This window comes from Salinivibrio sp. MA607 (genome assembly GCF_001996245.1).
GTDB lineage: Bacteria > Pseudomonadota > Gammaproteobacteria > Enterobacterales > Vibrionaceae > Salinivibrio > Salinivibrio costicola.
Genome location: NZ_MUFJ01000019.1, coordinates 56,036 through 71,836 on the forward strand (window position 1 = coordinate 56,036; position 15,801 = coordinate 71,836).

Genomic DNA, 15,801 nt, shown 5'->3' on the forward strand with positions numbered 1-15,801 from the left:
GGCGACTCTCCTACTGCGCATCACGTAACGACGCGGCGGCTGTCCGCTTAAGCATACGGTAAACCGGCCACGCCCCGGCCACCATCAAGGCGAGCATTGAAAGGCTAATGGTCGTTGCATACGTCATTGGGAAAAAATTCATAGTCATTGTCCAACCAAAGGACGCTTTGAGAACAACATGAATTAACATGCTCGCTAACACCAAGCCAAGCGGGATCGCGATAAGGGCACTGACTAACCCAAGGATCACCAATTGCCCGCCCCCAAGAGCAATGAGCTCTCGTCCTGATAGGCCCAAATAACGCAACAAGCTATACTGGCGTTGCCGCGATAGCTCCGTGGCTAACGTTGCGAAAAACAAGCCGCTAATCGCCACGATCAACATCAACACACACAAGCTTTCGGTGACAGTAAACGTTCGATCAAAAATGCGCATGGCATAACGCATAATGTCGGCTTGATTTTGCACCTGACCATTGCTCAGGCTAAACCGTGTATTCATTTGATCAACAAAATGATCACTTGGAGCTTCTTTATCGAGTACCACCGCCAACGATGGACGTCCTTGTGCTAGCCATTCGCCCGCCTCACTATGCGTTGAAACCACCAACTGTCCGTAAGGATTACCGTAATCGTAATAGATCCCTGCCACGTGCCAGCGTTCGCCCATCGGTGCGGGCAGATTAACCATTTCACCAACACTTACGTCAAATTTAGCGGCGAGTGATTCACTTAACAGTACCGCACGTTGCTGGTGTAATTGTGACCAATATTGGGGTTGGGCCGATTTGACGGCTAACGATTGCTTTTCTAGCGCTCGATCACCAACCGATAACACCTCAAGGCGTCCTTGGGGCGCGACCAACTCACGTCGATAAGTGGCCCAAAATTGCGACACGTCTTCTTGTTGTTCAAGCCAGGATTCGATTCTGGGTAGCAAAGCATTGCCGGGTCGAACATACATATCCGCGGCTAACCGTTGCTGCAGCCAAGTTTCGGTGCTGGTGCGAAAGCTCCCCACCATGGTTTCCATACCTATATGCGCAGAAACAGCAAGCATAAAGGCCATCGCGGCAACACCTCGGTAGCTTAAACTGGCCGCCGCATCGGTAAAGAACCAACGCCAACGTGCGCCCGCATAGCCGCGCGCCAAGGTATGAAACAACCAGCCACAGGCATAGGGCAACGCTAGGGCGGCACTTAACATAGTTAATGCGATCAGCGTAAAACCTTGCCATTGGCTACTTTCCCAGTAAGACACGCCCCAAGCTGTTACGCCCAATAGTATCGCGATGATCGCTTGCACCGCATACTCTTGGTGTGTCCCTCGAATTAGTGTCATTCTTTGGGATAAGCGCCCCGGCGATGTATTGAGTAAGCGCACCAGCGGCCAGGCTGATGCCATGACCGCTCCTAAGATCGCAAGCAACAGACTCGCCAACCCCCATTGCCATTGCCAATGCATCACCAAGTCAATATCAGCGCCATACAAGTCAGACAAGGTGGTAGCGACGGCAGGGAGTAATTGATTGGCTAGCATCAAGCCCAACACATTGCCACTCATCACGCCAAGCACAACCCATGCGAGAATCTCAGCAAGCATAACCCCAGAGAGTTGACGTCCATCAACACCGAGTTGGCGTAGCGCCCCCACCAGCGGTTGCCGTTGTGTCATTGAAAGCGAAATCGCTTGATAGAAAATAAACAGGCCCACCACAAAAGCCAGTAATCCCATGGCAAGTAAATTAAGATGGAAAGCACGGGTGAGCGGCCCTAACTGTGTGGCCTGTGTTTTGGTCAATGTCAGTGCAGGTGGTAACACATTGCGAATCTGCTGGCGCTCCGCTTGCGTTAAAGACCCACACAGGATGTCGGCGATACCGGCGTGTGAGGACAAGGTACGTAGCAACGCCATATCGGCAACTAAATACGTCCCCATACTCAGGGCATCGTTGTCGAGTACTCTCAAGGGGCCAATAGCTGGATAATCAAGTAGATCAATCATTTGCCCATCTTTCCAGCCTTTATGGTTCGCCATCGCTTGACCAACATAAACCGGATAAGGCGGCATGATTGCATGGACCGGTGATATCCCCTTGTTTGCACGCCCTTTATCACCGCCACGCTCAGCTAACAGCGGCAACATGGCAATGGTATCAACGCCCATAAGATTGAGATCATCAAGTGACGGTGTCACGACTTGCAAGCGATCAACAGGAACACACTGCGTTAAGCCTGCCCGGCGTAAATCAATATAAAACGCCTGCGGCACACGTTGGGTCCGCTGGGTGTGATGAATGCTAAACGGATAAGGATTACTAAACAGCTTGGCACCTTCCCGATAGCTTTGCTGGGCGTGTTGGTTAATCGATAACACGCCAACAAGCAGAGCGACCCCAAGGGTTAGCCCTAGCCATACCAGCAAAATCTGAAAAGGATGGCGGCGATAGTGCCCCCATAGTGCATTAGCGACGGGCCCGAACACTGAGCACGCCTCCTTGCAGCCCAATGCTGCCCTGTAAGTAGCTGGCAACCGTATCACTGTGCGTGACCAATAAAAGGCTCGAGCCTTGCTGACGTGTCAACGTGGTTAGCAAACGCATGACCGCATCCGCGTTGCGCTCGTCCAAGCTACCGGTAGGTTCGTCGGCCAACAATAATTTGGGGGCCATGTATAAAGCACGGGCGATCGCGGCACGCTGTTGCTGCCCGCCTGACACTTCTTCCGGGTATCGATTTAATAGCGGCATTAAATCAAGCTGAGAGACAATTTGCCGCCACAAATTTGCATCGTCTTTGAGCCCTTTTAACTGGCGACAAAAGCGGATGTTGTCGGCAATCGATAGCGTAGGAAGCAAGTTGAACTGCTGAAAGATAAGACCAATGTTCTGACGACGGAACTGAGTACGCGCTCGTTCGGTTAACGCGTGTAAAGGGGTATCATCCAGCCAGATCTCACCGCTGTCGGGTTTATCCAACCCAGCAATTAAGTTCAGTAAGGTACTCTTGCCTGAGCCGCTCTCTCCCATCAGCGCAAGCTGGCTGGTGGAAGACAGCGACATCGCCGCGCCTTGAAGCACAGGATGAAAATCGCCCCCGTCCTGATATCCCTTGCACAGCGCTTTAATTGCTAACATGCCAATGCACACCCTCATAGTGTTTTAAAACAGCAATAAACGAGAACTAGGTCACACTGTTTGACTAATTTGGCAATGTACCCCAATTAAGAGGCTGAGAAAAGGGCAAAACTAGGTAGACAGCTTCCCATTGTGTCTTCTTTTCAATCAACGGGCATCATCGACAAGATAGTTTAGCCATACGCCCGATTTAACTCGAATGACAGAGCCGACCCATTTAACGACTTCTTCTGTCGCCAATAACGCATAGACCCAATAAACCGGCCATTCAAACACCACGGCAGCAGCGAGCACCACGGGAATACCGATCAACCATTGCGCAACAAAGTCTTGCCCCAAACAGTAGCGCACATCACCACCGGCACGCAGCACACCAACGATCATCGCCATTGGGATGGTTTTAACCACAATCAGCGCACACATTGCCCAATAGAAATATTCAGTAATTTGCGCCGTTTCACCAGTCAATGCGGGGAAAAACCCCAAGACCCAAGGTTTAATCAGCAGCATCACTGCGGCAATAAAGACGCCTGCAATCAAATTAAACACCGCCACTTGCCATGCTTGATGATAGGCGGTATCGGTTTGTTTAGCACCCAGATTGTTCCCCACTAACACAGCAGCGGCATTGGCTGTGCCAATCAGAAAAGAGAGCGATAACGACTCAACCGGAGTGATCACCGCTATCGCGGCTAGCCCTGCTTCGTTCACATGACCAATAATGGCGTGGTAAATGAACAAGCCGGACGACCACATTAAAAAGTTAAACGCAGTCGGCAAAGAAAGCGCCAAAAAGCGTTTTACCGCCACCAATGAGAGCGAGGTTCGCCATTCAGCAAGGGAGAAGGCAACAAGGTGTTGGCGACGGTACAAATAGGTATACAAGGCGACAACTTCCACAATACCGCTAAGCACCGTTGCCACTGCGGCCCCTTTTGAKCCGAGCTCTGGCGCGCCGAAGTGACCAAAGATAAACACCCAGTTGAGTAGGATGTTCACACTGATCCCCACGCCACTAAAAAAAGTGCTGATCCCCGGTTTATGCATGGCACGCAGCCCCGCCGCCAGCCCTGACACACTGGCCAAGCAAAACAGCGATAACCCCGCGATCTGCAAGTAGTCTTGCCCCAAGGCAATCACCGTTGGGTTATCACTGGCAAAGCCAATAATGACGTCCGCATAGACCCAAAAAACAAAGGCACTTAACGCCGCAGTGGCATTAGTTAGGGTCACGGTCAGCGCAATTTTTTCTCGAAATCCTTGCCTGTCGCCCGCGCCCCAGTATTGCGCGACCAACATAGAGCCACCGGTCATCGCCCCAAAAATTAACAGGGTGGAAACAAACATTGCTTTCCCTGCAATCCCAATCGCAGCGACATCAGCCTCACTTAACTGACCGACCATCAGGATGTCGACCAAACTGCGGCTGGAAAACATCATGGTTTGGAGGGCAATGGGAATGGCAATTAACAGTAAGCGTTTTAAAAACACCACATCAAAAAAAGGACGAGAAACAGCGCTCACAACAGACTCCAACCGATAAGGCAACGCGCCTAGTTTACGTGGCTTTCAAACAAGAAAAAACCGCCCTCAGACGGTTTCTCAATGCTCATCAGCGGTATTCTTTCACCATAGATTGCCGCGGCATCACCATTAAGCAATCCGCATGATTGTCGGGCCAAAGTCGATATTCAGCATGATATTTAACGATCGACTTATAGGCCGTGACTTTCGTGGGTGCTAGTTTGGCTTGATGCGCCCAATTCATTACATCAATTTCTGGTCCACGCACATAAATGCTAAGAGGATGAGCTAAGTGCCCTTCTGCATTGAATGCCGCCTGAGTTGCCTCAGGACATACCACCAGTGAATGCTGTCCTTCAGAGACAATCTTGACCTTTCGATCAATCGGCGTCTGGGTGTGCAGCATCCAACCCGCCTCGCGGGCACTATCAATCATCTGTTGTAATTGGGCGTGCTGGACCGGGCTTGCCGGCTCATCGACCGGAAACCACTGCGTATAGAGTTGCTGAATGTGTCGAAATTCGGCCTCTAATCCGGCTTGAGTGCCGGCACTACGGGCACGCTGCGTCCAACGTTGCAAATCCGCTTTTACGCTGTGGTGAAAACGCTGTTTCTTAACCGCTTGCGCCACCCAACGACCTAAAAACACCTCGCGAGCGGCTGGCGCATCAGCCACTTTTTTAGCATCGATGGCGGCAGCTAACTCATCGAAGGCCGCAGCCATAACGGTTTGAATGGTGATGACATAACTCATGGTTCTTTACGTGCTAGCGTCCAGTAGAAAACGGCAGAGAGTATCGCACAAATCGCGATGGCGCCAATCATCCCCCAAGGTGTTCCATCAGAGACCACGGCAACGCCTGCACCGACTAGGGATCCAATACCAAAACGCATGGTACCCGCCAATGATGATGCAGTACCTGCCATTTGTGGATAGCACGCCAGCAAGCACGCCATACTATTACTGCCGATGGTTGAAATCACACCGACATACGTCATCACCGGGATCACCGTGCCCCAAAGCCCCATGTCTAACCATTGAAAAACAGCAATGGCAATGCCCGCCACCAGCTGGATACCCAACCCGAGCCGCAGCATCCAATGTGATCCCATTTTGCGGACCAAGCGCCCATTGATAAACGTCATCACAATCAAGCAAACGATATTAAGCGCAAAAAGATAGCCAAACATCTGGGCGCTGACGCCATAGTAGTCGATATAGACGAACGAGCCCGCGGTTAAAAACGAAAACATCCCAGCAAACGAGAACCCAGAACAAAAGATCATCCCTACCGCAAAGGGGGTTTTTAGCATGCGGGCATAGTTACGCAACGAGGCACCAATCCGCATGGGCGGACGGTTTTCTCGCGGTAACGTTTCGGGGATCCGAAAAATAATGCACAAGGTCACAAAGCAGGCCCATCCTGCCAGGACCCAAAAAATCGCACGCCAGTCAAACCAAGTCAGTAGATAACCGCCAATCATTGGCGCTGCCAAAGGTGCAATCGTCATCACCAACGTAATAAACGACATGGTACGCGCAAACTCTTCGCGCTCGAACATATCGCGCACCAAGGCTTGAATGATCACCGCCGCCGCTGCACCGGCAAAGCCTTGTGTGGTACGCGCAATCATTAATACATCAATATCTTGGGCCATCGCACTGACCACAGCGCAGATAAAAAAGAGCGCAACGCCACCAAGCATCACAGGTTTACGACCATAACTGTCCGAAATTGGGCCGTGGAAAAGCTGTCCAATCGCAAAGCCAGCGGTATAGGCCACCAGCGTCGACTTTACCGCGCTACTGGGCGCGTTTAAATCCGCGGCAATGGCCGGCATGGCGGGCAAATACATATCGATCGCCAATGGGGTCAATGCAGCAATGGCCCCAAGCACCAGGATTAACAGCCAACTTAACTGCGCTGGGGACGACGTAACAGCCGATGATTGCGACATAACACTCCTTAACGTGAAAGACAGGAAAAAGGGAAATAACGTGAGCTTGTTCAAAGTGTAACAATTTATTATTGCGTAGTGGGAAAGAATGTCTTTCTTTTCATCACCAATCTTTAACACCAGTCTTTAAAATCAATGTGCAAAACCCGCTTAAAAAATGACCTCGCTCACATTGAAAAAGCACAGCGAGAACTGTGCTTTCGGGTCGATCGTTGCCCTAAGTGGGATCTAAGGTGTCACACTTAATGATGCCAACAAGATTATGCCAACAAGGCAATTTCTTCATCGGTGAGAGGCCGATATTCGCCAGGCTCGAGCGTGTCATCGAGCTCAAGCGCCCCCACCGATTCGCGATGCAAAGCGTCTACTTTGTTACCGACTGCGGCAAACATACGTTTCACTTGATGATATTTACCCTCTTGAATCGTCAATAAGGCTTCATACTCACCCACCTGCTCGAGCTTCGCGGGCAATGTCGCTTGCTGCTCACTGCGTAACATCACACCCTGCTCAAACTGACTCGCCGTATCTGCACTGATCGGATCGACTAACCACACCCGGTACGTTTTTGTACACTGATGCTTGGGTGACGTGATACGGTGAGACCATTGGCCATCGTCGGTCAGTAACAATAAGCCTGTTGTGTCTGCATCCAGGCGACCCGCTATATGCAGCTTTTCTGCGTTCACTTCATCGAGCAAAACAAATATCGTGGGATTAAAGGCATCTTCGTGTGAACACACCACGCCCGCAGGTTTATGCATCATAAAGTAGCGTGGGCCAGACAAGGTTAACGATCGTCCCTCAAATTGCACATCCGCGGCTTTACCGACTTTGATGGCGCCAGATTTTACGATCTCACCATCGATGGTGACGCTTTCACTTTTCAGCACTCGGCCAGCTTGCTTTCGTGTTACCCCTAGGGTTTCACATAAAAATTTATCTATCCGCATATTACCATTCATTACACCTATGTTTGCGGCGATTATACGTCACATCGCCACGAAGACACAGATCAAGTTTTACTAGATTTGGCGGCAAAACTGAAAGCAATAAGATACACTCACTCTCATTGTCGGTGACATGCGTTAGTCATAATGCAAGCACTACCAAACGCTTTTTGTTGAGACGCCGAGTCTGTCACATCGTGCTAATCGAAAAACGCACCGAGATTGAGCCTACCGGCTTGGCGAGTATGATACGGTCGTCTTGACCAATCAGTGATAAAAAGGAAACACCATGATTGTCTCTCTTCGCCGCCCTGACGTCGATACCCTGGAAACCTTACTCACACTCTCGCGCGAACAACATGAGCATGAGGCCTTGCCGTTTGATCGCGAGCCGGTGGTTTCTACCTTTAACACATTATTGTCACAACCCGAGCGTGGCGATGTATTTCTGATTGATGTTGAGCACGAAGGAAGAACGGATACGATCGGGTTTATCGTCTTAGCCTATAGTTTTAGTGTCGAAAATGGCGGCAGCGTCGGTGTGATCGATCAGTTTTTCATTCAGCAAACCTGGCGCCGTCAAGGCGTGGGCTCGCAAGTGATCCCTGAGGTAGAAAAGCAAGCCAAAACAAGACAGTGTGTGGCCGTAATTTTAGAAATGAACATTGGTAACAAAGGCGCTCGCCTGTTTTACGAGCAGTTTGATTACCAACCACGCCGTCAGCATTGTATTTTCACGAAACGGCTATAATGGACCGTGATTTATCGGTTAGGGATAAATTTATCGGTTGGGTATAAATAGTCTGTACCTGAGCGAACAAGTCAGTAAACTAAACGGCCTCACTTAGGCCGTTTTTTGATTATGTATACCTTACGTCCGTACCAGTCTGACGCTGTTAAAGCCGTCCTGCACTATTTTCGCCGTCATACATCGCCTGCCGTTGCTGTTCTGCCCACGGGCGCCGGGAAAAGTTTGGTGATCGCTGAATTAGCGCGTATTGCCAAAGGCCGAGTTCTGGTCTTGGCGCATGTTAAAGAGCTTGTCGAGCAGAACCACGCCAAGTATGAAGGCTATGGGCTCACCGGCGGTATTTTCTCCGCTGGTTTAGGACGTAAGGAATCAAATGAAAAGGTCGTGTTCGCCTCGGTACAATCGGTCGTACGCAACCTCGACGCCTTTGCCGACCAATTCTCGCTGCTGGTGATCGACGAGTGCCACCGCGTTCCTGACAACGAAGACAGCAGTTATCGTCGTGTTATTCAGCACCTACAACATGTCAATCCCGGTCTAAAAGTACTCGGGTTAACCGCTACGCCATATCGGTTGGGGCAAGGTTGGATTTATCAGTACCACACCAGTGGTAAAGTCCGCACCACTGACACCCGTTTTTTTCGCGATTGCGTTTTCGAACTGCCCATAAGCCATCTTTTGGATGAAGGGTTTTTAACCCCGGCCCATGTTCTGGATGCACCGCTTCTTAGCTATGATTTTTCACAAGTCTCACGCACTGCCAGCGGCTACTACCGTGAAGCGGATCTCGATAAGGTCGTCGCCAATGCCCCGCGTGCCACCCCGCAAATTGTCGAACAAATCCTTGAGTATGCGCGCCCGCGCCAAGGGGTGATGATTTTCGCTGCGACTGTCAACCATGCCAAAGAAATCATCACCTATCTTCCTAAAGACAGCGCCGCGCTGATCATCGGCGACACCCCTGGCCTTGAACGAGATCGTCTTATTGAGGCGTTTAAACAAAAAGCACTGAAATACTTGGTCAATGTCTCCGTTCTCACCACGGGGTTTGATGCCCCTCATGTGGACTTGATTGCAATATTACGTCCCACGGAATCAGTGAGCCTTTATCAGCAAATAGCCGGTCGTGGATTGCGATTAGCGCCCGGAAAAAAAGACTGTCTTATCCTTGATTATGCCGGCAATGTTTACGACCTGTATCAGCCCGAAATTGGTATGCCTAAACCCGATAGCGACAGCGAGTTAGTCACCATTCCTTGCCCTGCGTGCGGGTTTAACAATAGCTTTTGGGGCAAACTGGATGACAATGGCTTTTTACTTGAGCATTACGGTCGCCAATGCCAAGGGTATTTTGAAGACGAGACCGGGGAGCGTGAAATCTGCGGCTATCGGTTTCGCGCTAAATTTTGCGATGAATGCGGCGCCGATAACGATATTGCCGCCCGCCGCTGCCACCAATGCGACGCACCGTTAATCGATCCAGATAAAAAACTGCGTGAGGCACTCAAACTCAAAGACGCACTTGTGGTGGCGTGTGCCGATATGACCCTCACAGCGGGCAAAAACCGCTACCAAAAACCGCAATTAAAAGTGACCTATCACACCAACGATGGCAACGATTTACATGAAGTCTGGCCACTTGCGACCAAGAAACAGAAACACGACTTTTTAGCGCGGTTTGTTCGCCCACATTTAGTCGATCGCCATCGTCCCTTCACCGATACCGCGCCCACTAAAGTGACAGCGTCACAACATCGATTTCGTCCGCCTGATTTTGTCATTGCACGCAAACAAGGCCGTTTTTGGCATCTGCGCCAGAAGATCTTTGATGTCGATAGTTTTATTAGCCAAGACAGATTGCAGGCGATGTTGGCACAAAGTCGTGGGCAAGCCTTTGCAGAAGCCGACTAACACGCGCAAGCAGGCCTTCTGCGCACCGATGACGCTTGTTTTCGCGCGCAACCAGTGCTACTATCCGCGCTCGTTTTTGAGTACTGAGTTAGGTCGCTACGCTCAGTGCTATTTTTTCACTCTAAAGAGAGTTATTAATTATGTTTAAATTCGAAGCTGAAGTACGTACAGAAAAGGGTAAAGGTGCGAGCCGCCGCCTACGTCATCAGAAAAAATTCCCTGCGATTGTTTACGGTGGCAACCAAGAGCCTGTATCTATCGCACTGAACCACCCTGTTGTGGTTAACCAAATGGATAAGCCTGAATTCTACGAAGGCATCATCCTGGTTATTGATGGCCAAGAAGTAAAAGTGAAGCCACAAGACATCCAACGTCACCCGTTCAAGCCAAAAGTTGAACACATGGACTTCATCCGCATCTAATCGCTGTGTCGATAAAGATGGAATGAGATCAGGCGTCCTCAGGGGCGCCTTTTTTGTGTTTAAACATTATAAGTAGCACGCTTTGCGTACCAAGCACTCCGGCCGAAGTATTCGCTGGGATGTTAGCTGTCATCAAACAGCGAAGGCTGATGTGGAAGAGTTTCCGGCTCTAAGGCGGTTTCCTGTGTCTGTTGGCGTTTGGCACGCATAATGCGCAAATAACGCTGGTGGCATAAGCGAACCACATTGCGCTTTTGCTCGTTGGTAAAGTCATACCAATAAAAGCGCTCATCGCGACTGCGAAAGCACCCTTTGCAGTAACCTTTGTTATTGACCTGACAGATGCCTTTGCACGGACTCGGCACCTCGAAGAAATCGAGCTGTTCCACGTCATCCTCCCTGCTGATTCTTTCATTCAAGCGGGTGGCAGACACAATTGCAAGTCGCGCGTTAAAAACTGCCCGAACAAGACAAACGATCAAACGTGCTTAGAACAACCCCAATTGCGGTAGCGCCAAGGTGTCGAACTCTTTACCAATAAACGGCAGAATGCCATCAGCAATCGGTTTAAGCTGTTTATCAATATAATGTTGATAATCCATCGGGCTACGCCGATACATACACGGCTCAGGCCCATTAACCGTGATCACATACTCAATCCATCCCCCCCGTTGGTACTGTTCAGGGCGGCCACGTTTTTGATTTTCACTGTCAGCCAGCCGCGCGGCACGCACGTGCGGTGGCACATTTTTCTGATACTCCGCAATCGGGCGTCGTAACCGTTTACGATACACCAGCTCGGCATCACGCTCCCCTTGTTGCGTACAGGCGACCACATCGCGAATAAAAGCATCGACATCATCACCATCAAACACACGTTGATAAAGCTGTTGCTGGAACTGTTGCGCCAATGGTGTCCAATCCGTTCTTACCGTTTCCAACCCTTTAAAGACCAAATGTGACTCGCCGGTATCAGGATTGACGATCCGTCCTGCATAACGCTTTTTACTCCCGGTTTCTTGCCCACGAATGGTGGGCATTAAAAAGCGTTGATAATGGGTTTCGTATTCAATTTCCAGCAAGGATTCGAGACCATAGGTTTTCTGCAAGTGCTGAGACCACCACTGATTCACATGGCTAACAAGCTTTCGCCCGATGGCATCGGCGTCCTCGCTTGCTTTTTCTCCCCCCAATGACACAAAGGTAGAGTCTGTGTCACCGTAGATCACCTCAAAGCCGTGTGCCTCAATCAACTCACGAGTGGTCTTCATAATCTCATGGCCGCGCATGGTAATCGATGATGCCAAGCGATGATCAAAAAAACGGCACCCCGATGAGCCCAACACGCCATAGAAGGAATTCATGATAATTTTAATTGCCTGCGAAAACGCTTTTTCACCGGCTTTTTTCGCCCGATCACGCGCTTGCCACAACTCATCAATCAATGCCGGTAAGTAGTGCTTTTCTCGATGAAAAACACCGCCTCGAAACCCAGGGACCGTGTCGGCTTCCTGACCGGCCTCTTGTGCTTTTAACCCCTCTATAAGTCCAAGCGGATCAATAAGAAAGGTACGAATAATCGAGGGATACAGCGATTTAAAATCCAACACCAGCACTGAGTGATATAAGCCGGGTTTGGAGTCCATCACATAACCACCAGGGCTCGCGATCCACCCTTCGCTGGCTAGATTAGGCGCGACATAACCGGAACGATGCAAACGCGGTAAAAACAAGTTAGTGAATGCTGCTACCGAGCCGCCCACGCGATCGAGCTCTACCCCGGTTAAGCGTGAACGCTCGATTAAAAAGTCGAGTAAGTGAGTGTGATCAAAGATTCGGTTAACCAAACGGCAATCTTGTAAATTATAAGTCGCAAGCGCGATTTTATCCTGATGAAACATGCGATTAATCGAGGCCATACGATCATGCGGATCATCAATCGCTTTCCCCTCGCCCAATAACGTTTGTGCAACCGCCTCTAGCGCCCAAGATCGGAACCCATACGTCGCGGTTTTTAGCGCATCAATCCCATCAATCACCACCCGCCCGGCTAAACTGATAAAGCCCGGCTTATTGCTACCACCATCACGCCAAAAAGCGCGTTCCCCGCCGCGACCAAGGCGTAAATCACGCTGGTAGCGTTGCGCGCGTTTAACCAATAGGCGAAAGTCAAAATCAATCACATTCCAGCCCACCACTACGTCTGGATCGTATTGTGCGAACCAACGCTCCAGGGCGACCAATAAAGCCTCTTCGTTATCCACCCACTCTATCCACGCCGGGGCATCGTTCTGAGGCGCACCGACCATGATCACGCGACTGTCTTTTTCACTGTCTAACCCCACCGAATAAAGCTGACCTTTTTGTGAACACTCGATATCCAACGAGACATGATGAAGCGTGGGCGTATAGTCCGCTTGCTTCGCTTTGCCTTGCGTCACTTCTAGGTAGCCCTGACGTTGACGGACCTGACCGGTGAACAACAAGCTGCCACAAATATAGCGCTCCATCAGATAACGATCGGCCAAGCGTAAATCCCCTTCATAAAGCGCAATAGCGGCCCCCGTTATCACCTTCTGGCCTTCTCGGGCACGTTTAACACTGGTGAAATAACAGGCTGCAACAGGCGTATGTTGGAAGGTTGTTAGCGGTACCGGTTTGCAATAGGCATTGGGATCGATAGCAGGTAATAGCGCCTCCACCCGCGCTTTTTCTTCCAACGGCACAAAAAACACACTGTGCTGATCGTCAATACAGAGTTTGATCGGGCCTTCTGGCGTGGAAAGCCATAAAACAATGGTTGAGGTATGGCCCCAATCACGCTGCTGGCGCGTGATCACAAACCCTTGCTGCATATAGGGCGCAGTCGATGAAGTCACAGGCGTTATCGATATGGATCGTGTGAATGATAAGGACAGTGTAACAAACGTGGCTAATTACTGTATAGATAAACAGTTTTGGCCCTCTTTTTACACACATGACCGCCAAACAACGTGCTCCGCCGAGACGCTCATTATAATCTCGCCTTTGTTGTCGCTTGCGGACGCGATACAATGCGCGTTTGTTCGTTATCGGGAAGTATGAATGTCAGATCCGAAAAGCAAAGCGCTCAAAAAAATTGCTAAATGTCTAGAGCTCAGCAATTCCGCCAATGTCAACGAGGCGGCGCAAGCGATTAAAATGGCCGAGCGGCTGATGCGGAAGCATGGTCTCGATCAGGACGACATTGACTTCATCAGTATGGGTAAAACGCGCTCTGAGAAGCTGTTGCCAGCGTCTATTAACCAATCGATCTTAAAAATTATCCGCGGCATCAATAGTCGCTTTGGCGTCGAGTGCGTATTGGTCAACCACAAAGGGCTCAAGCAGGCTGAATTTATCGGTGATGCCGACCGGGCTATTTTCGCGGCGTTTGCATTTGATGTGGTGTATCGCGATATGAATGAACATATTGGCCAGTTTCGTAACAGCTTCGCAGGCTCAGGCACCAGCACCCAACAAGTCACCCGCCGTGTTCAGTCTTTCACGACGGGCTGGCTTGAGGGGGCACTCGACAAATTGCCACAGCTTGATGCCCGAGACAGCGACGATAAGATCAAAAGCTATATTGATAAAGAGTTCGCCAACATTGACCGAGAGACATTTAAGCAGCAACTCAAAGACGCCATGGCGGCAATGACCGATGACTACGAACGTGGCATGAAAAAGGGCCGCGAAATTTCAGTTAGTCGCCCTGTAAGCGGTCAAGGCCCACAAAAGCGCCTAACAGGTAACACAAAATCATAACCACAATTCTGTAATAACCAACGCCCCTTTAATACTCTCTCATCACGTGAAAACGGCCGGCGATTTGTCCGGCCTCTGTCAGCATTTTCCCACCAATAAGACACTTGTGTTAAATACGTCAAATCATGGTCAAATCGCTTGTCGCCTATTGTGTTACACGCCTCTCAGGTCTAGCCTAGGATCCATGTCACATTATCTATGTTCCGTCTGCCCGACTCGCTGGCAGTTGCGATCGCATGGTCTAAGGTGACTCAATAACAAGCATTCACAATGTGTAAAATAAGATACTTCATATCCTTAATTAGGAGAGTGGCATGAAAAAAGTCGTGACAGGTCTCGGCCTCTTACTGGCCGTCGCACCCGCAGCTTATGCACAGCAAGACAGTGGTCTTTACATGGGGGGTCGTATTGGGCCGTCGTTTTTAGAAGATAGCTGTGTGTCTGACACCGACTGTGGTGATCAAGAGCTCGGGGCAGGTATCATTACTGGTTATGATTTCAATGACTGGTTTGCGCTTGAAGGCACCTATGATTATTTAGGTCGCTTTGACACTGAATTCGATACCTTTGGTAAAGCATCGGGCGATCTCACCGCGCTGACACTTGCCCCCAAATTGTCGTATCACGTTAAACCCGATACCGCACTGTACGGGAAAGTGGGCGGCGCGATGTGGAACTTTAACAGCAATGCCGGTGATCGCGACGATGTGTCGTTGATGGGCGCGATCGGTGTTGATCACCAAGCCACCGATAAACTCAACCTTCGCCTAGAATACCAACACATCAATGATATGGATGATGGCTATTTCTCAAGCGTTGATAATAACCTCGTCACCGTCGGGATGACCTATCACTTTGGCCGCACCGCCAGTGAGCCAATGACTGAAGCAATGGTTGAAGAGCCAGTTATGGCAGAGCCAGAGCCCGTTCAAGAGCCAGAGCCGGTTGCCGAGCCGCAATCAATTGTGCTCTCAGAGGCCGGCGAAACCGAAATGTTCGGCTTTGATAAAGCAACGTTATCTGAGCAAGCGGTCGCCTCCTTGCAGCCATTAGTTGACCGGTTGCTTAAGCATGAAGAAGCCACAGCGACGATTGTGGGTCATACCGACAGCCAAGGGCCTGCCGCTTATAACCAAACACTCTCTGAAGAGCGTGCACAAGTCGTTGCGGATGTCTTCTTAGACGCGGGCATTGCGGCTGAGCGCTTAACCGTGATGGGCAAAGGCGAGTCAGCGCCAACCGCCAGTAACGAGACTGCCGACGGTCGTGCGAAAAACCGCCGCGTGGAAGTCACTTCGCCAGAGTTCGTTTATGTGGAAGTGAATTAATCACATCGACGATCGCATCATATAAATATGCAA

Annotated in this window: 13 protein-coding genes; 5 read left to right on the top strand and 8 right to left on the bottom strand. The window is 50.3% G+C overall.

The features are described from left to right. Positions 1 to 10: 10 nt before the first annotated feature. From BZG81_RS10325 to rsuA, 6 genes are all read right to left on the bottom strand, one after another. Positions 11 to 2,485, bottom strand: a complete 2,475-nt coding sequence (locus tag BZG81_RS10325; RefSeq protein ID WP_077677303.1) for an FtsX-like permease family protein — start codon at positions 2,483 to 2,485, stop codon at positions 11 to 13. Then, the gene (locus tag BZG81_RS10330; RefSeq protein ID WP_021023255.1) at positions 2,466 to 3,137 is read right to left on the bottom strand and encodes an ABC transporter ATP-binding protein; all 672 of its coding nucleotides are present in this window, start codon (positions 3,135 to 3,137) and stop codon (positions 2,466 to 2,468) included. The genes BZG81_RS10325 and BZG81_RS10330 overlap by 20 nt, the downstream gene beginning before the upstream one ends. 147 nt (positions 3,138 to 3,284) lie before the next feature. Next, positions 3,285 to 4,661: an MATE family efflux transporter gene (locus BZG81_RS10335; RefSeq protein ID WP_021023256.1), complete on the bottom strand. Its 1,377-nt coding sequence runs from the start codon at positions 4,659 to 4,661 to the stop codon at positions 3,285 to 3,287. Positions 4,662 to 4,749: 88 nt separating this feature from the next. Continuing rightward, positions 4,750 to 5,415 (bottom strand): DUF2913 family protein, encoded by a 666-nt coding sequence (locus BZG81_RS10340; RefSeq protein ID WP_077575971.1) that lies wholly within the window; start codon positions 5,413 to 5,415, stop codon positions 4,750 to 4,752. Beyond that, a complete protein-coding gene (locus BZG81_RS10345) occupies positions 5,412 to 6,620 on the bottom strand; it encodes a Bcr/CflA family multidrug efflux MFS transporter (RefSeq protein ID WP_077460584.1) in 1,209 nt (402 codons plus the stop codon). The genes BZG81_RS10340 and BZG81_RS10345 overlap by 4 nt, the downstream gene beginning before the upstream one ends. A gap of 260 nt (positions 6,621 to 6,880) precedes the next feature. Beyond that, entirely contained in the window at positions 6,881 to 7,573 is a 693-nt protein-coding gene (rsuA, locus tag BZG81_RS10350) for a 16S rRNA pseudouridine(516) synthase RsuA (RefSeq protein ID WP_077677304.1), read from the bottom strand. A gap of 286 nt (positions 7,574 to 7,859) precedes the next feature. On the opposite strand from rsuA, the gene BZG81_RS10355 reads away from it, so the two are divergent. The 3 genes from BZG81_RS10355 (at position 7,860) to rplY (ending at position 10,654) form a co-directional block, all read left to right on the top strand. After that, complete coding sequence (locus tag BZG81_RS10355; protein ID WP_077575970.1) at positions 7,860 to 8,321, top strand: GNAT family N-acetyltransferase; 462 nt, start codon at positions 7,860 to 7,862, stop codon at positions 8,319 to 8,321. A 111-nt stretch (positions 8,322 to 8,432) separates the two neighbouring features. Continuing rightward, entirely contained in the window at positions 8,433 to 10,232 is a 1,800-nt protein-coding gene (locus tag BZG81_RS10360; protein WP_077677305.1) for a DEAD/DEAH box helicase, read from the top strand. Between the two features lie 140 nt (positions 10,233 to 10,372). Then, complete coding sequence (rplY, locus tag BZG81_RS10365; protein WP_021023262.1) at positions 10,373 to 10,654, top strand: 50S ribosomal protein L25; 282 nt, start codon at positions 10,373 to 10,375, stop codon at positions 10,652 to 10,654. 122 nt (positions 10,655 to 10,776) lie between these two features. Here the strand turns inward: rplY and BZG81_RS10370 are convergent, their stop codons facing one another. Further along, positions 10,777 to 11,043 carry a DUF1289 domain-containing protein gene (locus BZG81_RS10370; RefSeq protein WP_021023263.1) on the bottom strand — a complete coding sequence of 89 codons (267 nt, stop codon included), beginning with the start codon at positions 11,041 to 11,043 and terminating at the stop codon, positions 10,777 to 10,779. 99 nt (positions 11,044 to 11,142) lie between these two features. Further along, positions 11,143 to 13,509 carry a DNA polymerase II gene (locus BZG81_RS10375; RefSeq protein WP_077677306.1) on the bottom strand — a complete coding sequence of 789 codons (2,367 nt, stop codon included), beginning with the start codon at positions 13,507 to 13,509 and terminating at the stop codon, positions 11,143 to 11,145. Positions 13,510 to 13,738: 229 nt separating this feature from the next. Here BZG81_RS10375 and BZG81_RS10380 point away from each other — a divergent pair, with 229 nt between their 5' ends. Together BZG81_RS10380 and BZG81_RS10385 are read left to right on the top strand one after the other, a co-directional pair. Beyond that, positions 13,739 to 14,440, top strand: coding sequence for a DUF2786 domain-containing protein (locus BZG81_RS10380; RefSeq protein WP_021023265.1), 702 nt, complete (start codon positions 13,739 to 13,741; stop codon positions 14,438 to 14,440). 314 nt (positions 14,441 to 14,754) lie between these two features. Then, positions 14,755 to 15,768 (top strand): outer membrane beta-barrel protein, encoded by a 1,014-nt coding sequence (locus tag BZG81_RS10385; protein WP_077577205.1) that lies wholly within the window; start codon positions 14,755 to 14,757, stop codon positions 15,766 to 15,768. Positions 15,769 to 15,801 lie beyond the last annotated feature (33 nt).